At 75.3% G+C, this 8,376-nt stretch carries 7 protein-coding genes; 4 read left to right on the plus strand and 3 right to left on the minus strand.

What is annotated here, in order from left to right:
- Nucleotides 1–5 precede the first annotated feature (5 nt).
- Both ACFRAR_RS14070 and nth read right to left on the minus strand, forming a co-directional pair.
- Nucleotides 6–752 carry an NUDIX hydrolase gene (locus tag ACFRAR_RS14070; RefSeq protein ID WP_380698168.1) on the minus strand — a complete coding sequence of 249 codons (747 nt, stop codon included), beginning with the start codon at nt 750–752 and terminating at the stop codon, nt 6–8.
- Nucleotides 749–1,627 carry an endonuclease III gene (gene nth, locus ACFRAR_RS14075; RefSeq protein WP_380698170.1) on the minus strand — a complete coding sequence of 293 codons (879 nt, stop codon included), beginning with the start codon at nt 1,625–1,627 and terminating at the stop codon, nt 749–751. The genes ACFRAR_RS14070 and nth overlap by 4 nt, the downstream gene beginning before the upstream one ends.
- Before the next feature lie 123 nt (nt 1,628–1,750).
- Here nth and ACFRAR_RS14080 point away from each other — a divergent pair, with 123 nt between their 5' ends.
- Both ACFRAR_RS14080 and ACFRAR_RS14085 read left to right on the plus strand, forming a co-directional pair.
- On the plus strand, nt 1,751–2,365 hold the full coding sequence (locus ACFRAR_RS14080) for a response regulator (protein ID WP_380698172.1): 615 nt from the start codon (nt 1,751–1,753) through the stop codon (nt 2,363–2,365).
- A gap of 171 nt (nt 2,366–2,536) precedes the next feature.
- Complete coding sequence (locus ACFRAR_RS14085) at nt 2,537–5,065, plus strand: ABC transporter permease (protein WP_380698186.1); 2,529 nt, start codon at nt 2,537–2,539, stop codon at nt 5,063–5,065.
- A 69-nt stretch (nt 5,066–5,134) separates the two neighbouring features.
- Here the strand turns inward: ACFRAR_RS14085 and ACFRAR_RS14090 are convergent, their stop codons facing one another.
- Nucleotides 5,135–6,319 (minus strand): sensor histidine kinase, encoded by a 1,185-nt coding sequence (locus tag ACFRAR_RS14090; RefSeq protein ID WP_380698174.1) that lies wholly within the window; start codon nt 6,317–6,319, stop codon nt 5,135–5,137.
- 282 nt (nt 6,320–6,601) lie between these two features.
- Here ACFRAR_RS14090 and ACFRAR_RS14095 point away from each other — a divergent pair, with 282 nt between their 5' ends.
- Both ACFRAR_RS14095 and ACFRAR_RS14100 read left to right on the plus strand, forming a co-directional pair.
- Nucleotides 6,602–7,390, plus strand: coding sequence for an alpha/beta fold hydrolase (locus ACFRAR_RS14095; protein ID WP_380698176.1), 789 nt, complete (start codon nt 6,602–6,604; stop codon nt 7,388–7,390).
- A 284-nt stretch (nt 7,391–7,674) separates the two neighbouring features.
- The gene (locus tag ACFRAR_RS14100) at nt 7,675–8,349 is read left to right on the plus strand and encodes a Crp/Fnr family transcriptional regulator (protein WP_030288117.1); all 675 of its coding nucleotides are present in this window, start codon (nt 7,675–7,677) and stop codon (nt 8,347–8,349) included.
- Nucleotides 8,350–8,376 lie beyond the last annotated feature (27 nt).

Consider the following 8,376-nt stretch of genomic DNA (forward strand, 5'->3'; position numbering starts at 1 on the left):
ATCGGTCACGAAGTGCCGGCGTCCGCGCCCGGTAGGGCCCGGGAGTGTTCGAGGTCGCCCTGGACCAGGGCCAGCGCGTCCTCCGGGAGGTCGACGATCCGGGTCTGGTCCCAGGGCAGTTCCAGTCCGCTGTGGTGCAGCACCCGGTCGATCACCCCGGCGGTGAAACCCCAGACCAGCCGCCCGGCGACCCAGAAGGCCGGTCCGAGGAGCCCGGACGGCTGGCGCAGCCGCACCCGGTTCTCCGGGTCGGCCAGCTCCGCGATGGGGACCCGGAACACCGCGCCGGTCTCGCCCTCGTCCACCGGGTGCACCGGCGACTCCTCGCGCCACCAGCCGAGGACCGGGGTCACCACGAAGCGGCTCACCGGGATGTACAGCCGGGGCAGCTCCGCGAAGACCTGCACCCCGGCCGGGTCCAGACCGGTCTCCTCCTCGGCCTCGCGCAGCGCCGCCGCGATCGGGCCCGGGCCCTTCGGGTCGCCGTCCTCCGGGTCCAGCGCACCGCCCGGGAAGGACGGCTGACCGGCGTGCGAGCGCAGCGAGCGGGCCCGCTCGATCAGCAGCAGGTCCGGCCCGTCCGGCCCCTCGCCGAACAGCATCAGCACGGCGGCCGGACGACCGCCCTCGGCCGGTGGCAGGAAACGGCTCAGCTGTTCCGGCAGCACCCGCTCGGCCGCCACCCGGACCGGTTCCAGCCAGCCCGGCAGGCCGTCCAGCTCGATGCCCCGGGCCACGCTCGACTCGCTCATGCGCCCACCGCCAGGTCCGCGACCCGCCCCTGGTGGGCTTCGGCGTCCGCGCGGGCGGCGGCCTCGCCGGGGAAGTCGGCGGGCGGCCGCAGCCGCTGTCCGGGCTGACCGCCCATCTCGTACTTCAACAGCTTGCGTGCCTTCTCCGGATCGGTCTCCCCCTCGCCGTACGAGGGGCAGAGCGGCGCGATCGGGCAGGCGCCGCAGGCGGGCTTGCGGGAGTGGCAGATCCGGCGGCCGTGGAAGACCACCCGGTGCGAGAGCATCGTCCACTCCGACTTCGGGAAGATCTCGGTGACGACCGCCTCGACCTTCACCGGGTCCTCCTCGGTGGTCCAGCCGAACCGCCGGGCCAGCCGCCCGAAGTGGGTGTCCACCGTGATGCCGGGGACTCCGAAGGCGTTGCCGAGGACGACGTTGGCGGTCTTTCGGCCGACGCCGGGCAGGGTCACCAGGTCGTCGAGCCTGCCGGGGACCTCACCGTCGAACTCGTCGCGCAGCGCTATCGAGAGGCCGATCAGCGACTTCGCCTTGTTCCGGAAGAAGCCGGTCGGCCGGATGACCTCCTCCAGCTCCTCCGGGTTCGCCGCCGCCATGTCCTCCGGCGTCGGGTACTTCGCGAACAGCGCCGGGGTGGTCTGGTTCACCCGCAGGTCGGTGGTCTGCGCCGACAGCACGGTGGCCACCAGCAGTTGGAAGGGGTTCTCGAAGTCCAGCTCCGGATGCGCGTACGGGTACAGCTCCGCCAGCTCGCGGTTGATCCGCCTGGCCCGCCGCACCATCGCCAGGTGCGATTCCGGCTTCCTCGGCTTCACCGCCGCCTTCTTCGCCACCGGCTGCTCCGCCGCGGCCTTCCGGACCTTGCTCTGTGCCATGCACGAAGGCTACGCCGACCGGCGGACCACTCGGGGCCGATCAAGCACGGAAACCGGCGCGGGCAGGGCCTGTTGTCTAATGAGGTCCGCCCGTGACCATCACCGGACAGGGGGAGAGTGCGGATGATCAGGGTCCTGCTGGCCGAGGACATGAGCATGGTGCGCGGCGCGCTGATGGCCCTGCTCGCGTACGAGGAGGACCTGGAGGTCGTCGCCGACGTCGAACGCGGTGACCTGGTGGTGCCGACCGCCCTGGAGGTCCGTCCGGACGTCGCGGTGATCGACATCGACCTGCCCGGGCTGGACGGGCTGCGGGCGACGGCCGACCTGTACGCGAAACTCCCCGGGTGCCGGACGCTGGTCCTCACCGGACTGGTGCGACCGGCCCACCTGCGCGCCGCCTTCTCGGCCCGTGCGCTCGGCTTCCTCGGCAAGGACGCCCCGGCCCGGGAACTGGCCGCCGCGATCCGGAAGGTGGCCGCCGGCGAGCGCGTCGTCGACCCGGAGCTGGCGCTGGCCGCGCTGGACACCCGGGAGAACCCGCTGACGCCCCGGGAGTCGGAGGTCCTGCGGCTCGCGGCCGAGGGGGACTCCGTCAGTGAGATCGCCGGTCGGCTGTTCGTCTCGACGGGCACCGCGCGCAACCACTTGGCCGCCGCGGTGGCCAAGACCGGCGGCCGCGGCCGGGTCGACGCGATCCGGATCGCTAGGGAGATGGGCTGGCTGCCGACACCCTGAGGCCCGCGCGACGCCCGGAGCGGACCGTGCGTTTCGCATGGATCCGGCCGTGGACGGTCCATGGCGAGGCCTGTCCCGGCCTTCCTTCGCTGACGAAGTGAATTCCGGCCGGTGCGCCCGGAGCTAGGCTCGCGATGTCGTCGAGGGCACACCACCGGGGGGTTGAGCCGCGTGTTGAAGCTGGCCTGGCGAACGGTGCGAGGACGGAAGGCGGGCTTCGCCGGCGCCTTCACCGCGCTCGTCTGCGCCCTGGTCCTGACCGTCGCCTGCGGGGTGCTGCTGGAGTCCGCCCTGCGTACGGGCACCCCCACCGAGCGCTACGCCGCGGCCCCGGTGGTGATCGGCAGCGGCAGCGTCCGCGTCCCGGACGCCGGAGCGCTGGCCGCCGAACTCGCCGGGCTGCCCGGCACTGAGGCCGCCGTCCCGGAGGTCTCCTTCCCGGCGGCCGTGGTCACCGCCGCCGGAGAGGTCCTGTCCGGGCCTCGGGGCGGCCCCTCGCTCGGGCACTCCTGGACGAGTGCCCCGCTCACCCCGTTCCGGCTGGTGTCCGGCCGCGCCCCGGCCGGGCCCGACGAAGTGGTCCTCGACGTCGCGACGGCCGCCCGCGCCGGAGCCACCGCCGGCGCCACCGTACGGCTGGCCACCACCGAACCGCCGCGCGACTACACCGTCTCCGGACTGGCCGAGCCGGCACGGGAGTTGGCCCGGCAGAGCGCGCTCTTCTTCGCCCCCGAGCAGGCCGCCGGGCTCGCCGGGTCGACGACCGGCGCGGACGCGATCGGCATCACCGCCAAGGAGGGGGCCGACCCCCGGACGCTGGCCGAGCGGGCCCGGCAGGCGCTGGCCGCGGTCCCGCGGCAGGACGGCGCCGGGTACCGGTCCGTCCCCCTGGTGCACACCGGCGACGAGCGGGGAGAGCTGGAGTTCTCCGGTGTCCCCGGGCCCGGGGACGGCCTCTCCTCGCTGGCCGGGACGATGGGCGTGCTGTCGCTGCTCGTCGCGTTCTTCGTGGTGGCGGGAGCGCTCGCCCTCTCCGTCCGGCAGCGGCTGCGCGAGCTGGCGCTGCTGCGGGCGGTCGGTGCCACCACCGGGCAGGTGCGGCGGATGATCGCGCTGGAGACGCTGGTGCTGACCGTCGCGGCCGCCGTCGTGGGCCTCCCCGCCGGGATCGGCTTCGCCGCCCTGCTGCGGGGCGAACTGGTCGGCCGCGGGGTGGTCGACCCGAACGTGCCGCTGCGCGTCGGGCCGACCGCCCCGCTGGTCGTCCTCGGCGGCGTCCTCGTCACCGCACAGCTCGCCGTCTGGGCCGCCGCGCGCCGGGCCTCCCGGATCGAGCCCACCCGGGCGCTGCGCGACTCCTCGGCGCCGCCGCCCGGCATCGGCCGACTCCGCACCGGGCTCGGGCTGGTGACGCTCGCCGGGTGCGGCGCGGTGCTGGCCGGATCGACGGACGGCCGGCGCGGGGCGGGGACGGCCGAGAGCATGGTGCTGGTGCTGCTGCTCGGGGTGGCCCTGCTCGGGCCGCTGATCGGCCGGGTCGCCGCCGTGGTGATCGGCGGGCCGGTGGGCCGGCTCTTCCCGGTCTCCGGGTTCCTCGCCGCCGCCGCGCTGCGGGCCCAGCCCCGCCGCTTCGCCGCCGCCGTCACCCCGCTGGTGCTGGCGGTGGCCTTCACCGGCACGGTCCTGTTCGTCCCGGTCGTCAAGGCGCGGGCCGCTGTCGCCGAGGATGGCCGGCGGCTGCTGGCCGACCACGTGGTCCAGGCCGGCGGAATCGGACTGCCGACGGAATTCGCCGACACCGTAAGGAAGTTGCCCGGCGTCTCGGCGGCCACCGGCCTGGTCTCCACGACCGTCCTGGTATCCACCGGCGACGCCCAGGACGGGGTGAGCGCCCTGATCGTCGACCCGCGGGGACTGGCGGAGCTGGTCGACCCCGGTGTGACGGCCGGTTCGCTGGACGGGCTGCGCGGCACGGGCATCGCCCTGGGCGGGCGAACGGCCGCCGCGCTCGGGACCGGTGTCGGCGCCACCGTCCGGATCGGCTGGGAGGACGGCACCGTCGGCACCGCGACGGTGGCCGCCGTGTACGACCGCGACGCGCGGTTCGCGGACGCGCTGCTGCCCGCGGCCTTCGCCGCCGGCCACACGCCGGACCCGCTCGCGCCGACCGTCCTGGTCCGCTCCGCACCCGGCGCCGACCCCCGGCAGGTGGGCAGGGAACTCCACCGCCTCGCCTCGGCCTACCCGATGGCCCGGACCAGCGACCGGGCCGGCTACGACACGGCGCGCCGGCACCGGCAGGAGGCGGCCACCGAGGTCGGCCGGCTGCTGCTCGGCGTGATCAGCCTGTTCACCGCGATCGCCGTGGTCAACACGCTGGTGATGGCCACCGGCGAGCGGCTGCGCGAGTTCGCGCTGCTGCGGCTGGTGGGGACCACGCGCCGCCAGGTGCTGCGGATGACGGCCTGGGAGGGCGGGATCACGGTCGCGGTGGCGCTCGCCCTCGGCACGGCCGTCACCGCCGCCGTCCTGGTCCCGGTCAGCATCGCGCTCACCGGCACGGCCTGGCCCGAGCCGCCCGGGAGCTGGGTGGCGGCGGTGCTGGGCGGGGCGGCGCTGCTGGGGGTCGGCACCGTCCTGCTGACCGCCCGGCTGGCGCTGCGGCGGAGCCCGGTCGAGGCGATGGGGGTGCCCGAGTAGCCGGACCCCGGCTCCTCGGCCGACCCCGACTCCCAGCCCCCGCCCTCCGACCCCGACCCCTCGGCCAGGTCAGGCGGCGCGAGCGGCCTCCTGGGCGGCCCCGGGCCCGACGACGGCGCACAGGTGGAACCAGCCGGCCTCGTCCCGCTCGGCGGTCAGCCGGCCGCCGACGGCCCGCAGTCGCCCGGTGAGGTTCCCGATGCCGCGCCCGCCGTCCGGCTCGCGCGAAGTAGCCTCCGGAGCACCGTCGTTGGAGACCACCAGCCGCACCGCGCCGAGGCCGTCCCGGCTCACCCGGACTTCGCAGCGCCGGGCCGCGCTGTGCCGCAGCAGGTTGGCGACCGCCTCGCGCAGCACGGTGGCCAGCACCGCGTCGAGCTCGGGCGGCAGCGCCCCGCAGTCCAGTTCGGCCTCGACGCCGATCCCGGCCGCCCGCAGCGCCGAGACCGCCGAACGGGCCTCCCGCGCCAGGGACATCCGGAGGTCGCCGCTGGAGGCGCGGCGGGCGTCCGTCATCGCCTGCCGCACCAGCGCGTGCACCTCGGCCATCTCGGCCCGCGCGAGCTCCGGATCCTCCCCGGCCAGCCGCTCGGCGAGCTGGCACTTCAGCGCCGCCACCGAGAGGCTGTAGCCGAGCAGGTCGTGCAGGTCGCGCGCGAAGCGCAGCCGTTCCCGGTCCACCGCGAGTTCGGCCAGCTCGGTCCGGGCCGCCCTCAACTCGGCGATCAGATCGGCGAGTCGGGCCACCCCGTAGACCACGGCGGCGCCCACGGCGGTGGACACCGACGCGTTGAGGCACTGGCCCGGGGTCCCTCCCAGGGCCGCGCAGAGCGGGTACTGGACGGCCACCAGCACGGCGGACAGCAGCCAGGAGCGCGGCCGCGCGACGGTCAGCAGCACCGATCCGGCGAACGAGCCGGGGAGGCCCACCCAGGCCCCGCCGAAGAGTGGGAACGGAAGGTAGGTGAGCACCCCGTGGGCCACCAGGCTCCACGGCCACCACCGCCGCGCCAGGCGCCACGGGCCGGCATGCCCGATCTGGAAGCCGAGCAGGGCCACCAGCACGGCCACGGCGGGCAGTTGGTAGGCCAGGCCGTCGTGGTTGCGTACCGTCGCCACCACCGAGGCGGCGAAGAAGGCGGCGGCGACCGTCACCACGATGCCCCTGGTGAGCCGGGCGAGGGGGTCCTCGGGACCGGACGAACGCTTCGAGCGGGAGCGATCGCCGCCGGTCCGGTCCGCGCTGTGGCCCAAGGGGAGCTCCCGGTAGACGAATCGGCCCGCGGCGCACGGAGCGCGAGCCGCCCCCGTACACCCGTGCGATGAGCATAGTTTCCCTTCGCGGACGCCCTGTTGACGCTCCGCCCGCACCTCCGCCCCGGGCATCCGGGCATCCGGGCATCCAGGCATCCGCGGTCCGGGCATCAGCGGTCCGGGCATCAGCGGTCCGGGAAAGACGTTCCGGCCGGAGCGATGAGTTCCGCGGCGAACCCCGGTCTACCCCTGTGACCGGCTCGCACGACAAAAGGAACACCCATGAACACCGTGGTCTCCGCCGACGGCACCGTCCTCGCCTGCTCCGTGACCGGCTCCGGCCCGGCGGTCGTCCTGGTCGACGGCGCACTGTGCCACCGCGGCATGGGGCCGGGCGCCGCGATCGCCGAGCAGCTGGCGGCGCACCACACCGTGTGGACCTACGACCGGCGCGGGCGCGGCGGCAGCGGGGACACCGCGCCGTTCGCGGTGGAGCGCGAGATCGAGGACCTGGCCGCGGTCATCGCGGCCGCGGGCGGCTCGGCCCACGTCCTCGCCGTCTCCTCGGGCGGCGCGCTCGCCCTGCGGGCCGCCGCCACGAACGTCGGAATCTCCCGGCTCGCCGTCTACGAGGTGCCGTTCAGCACCGGGGAGGCGCGGCGCGAGCGCTTCGACGCGTACGTCGCCGAGCTGACGGCGGCGCTGGCCGAAGGGCGGCACGGGGACGCGGTCGCCGCCCTCATGGTGTTCGCCGGGGCGCCGGCCGAGATGGTGGCCGGGATGCGCGGCGCGCCGATGTGGCCGGCGTTCGAGGCGGTCGCGCCGACCCTGGCGTACGACGCGGCGGCGCTCGGCGACCGTTCCGGCGCGGCCGTCCCGGTCGATCTGCTGGCCACGGTCGCGGTGCCGACCCTGGTCCTGGACGGCGGCGCCAGCCCGGAGACCCTGCGGGCCCCGGCCCGCGCGGTGGCGGCGGCCGTGCCGGGCGCCGAGTACCGGACGCTGGACGGCCAGACCCACGAGGTGGCGGCCGAGGTGCTGGCCCCGGAGCTGCTGAAGTTCTACGTCTGACGGGCGTCCACGGGCACCGCCACACCGTCCCGCGCGCCCGTACCGCGGCGGGCGGTTCCCCGTTCGATCGGAACGCACAGGGGTTCGACCGGTAGGCGGTCACGGCCTCCCGCCACCGGCCCCGCCCGGTGCCCCGCCGGTACGAATGGCCCCGCACGGCACACCTCGACACACCCCCTCCTCATATGATCGGAGCGACATGCGCCATGCTTGGTGACGCAGAACACTGATCGGAACTTGCGCCGGACGGCCCACCCGCCGAACGGCCGAGAAGGAGGAAGCACGTGGACGACGTTCTGCGGCGCGCCGCACTCTTCGCGGCACTCGACGACGAACAGGCCGGCGAGCTGCGCGCTTCCATGACCGAGGTCACCCTCGCCCGGGGGGAGTCGCTGTTCCACGAGGGCGACCCGGGCGACCGGCTGTACGTCGTCGCGGAGGGCAAGGTCAAGCTGCACCGCGCCTCGCCGGACGGCCGCGAGAACATGCTGGCCGTGCTCGGCCCCAGCGAGATGATCGGCGAACTGTCGCTCTTCGACCCGGGCCCGCGCACCGCGACCGCCAGCGCGCTGACCGAGGTCAAGCTGCTCGGCCTCGGCCACGGCGACCTCCAGCCCTGGCTGCACGCCCGCCCGGAGGTCTCCATCGCACTGCTGCGGGCCATCGCCCGCCGCCTGCGCCGGACCAACGACGTGATGTCCGACCTGGTCTTCTCCGACGTGCCCGGTCGCGTCGCCAAGGCCCTGCTGGACCTCTCCCGCCGCTTCGGCGTGCAGTCCGAGGAGGGCATCCACGTCGCCCACGACCTCACCCAGGAGGAGCTGGCCCAGCTGGTCGGCGCCTCCCGCGAGACGGTCAACAAGGCGCTCGCCGACTTCGCCGGCCGCGGCTGGCTGAAGCTGGAGGCACGCGCGGTGGTCCTGCTGGACGTCGAGCGGCTGTCGCGCCGCTCGCGCTGACGTCCGCGAACGCCGAAGGGCCCGTCC

The organism is Kitasatospora sp. NPDC056651 (assembly GCF_042792155.1).
GTDB lineage: Bacteria > Actinomycetota > Actinomycetes > Streptomycetales > Streptomycetaceae > Kitasatospora.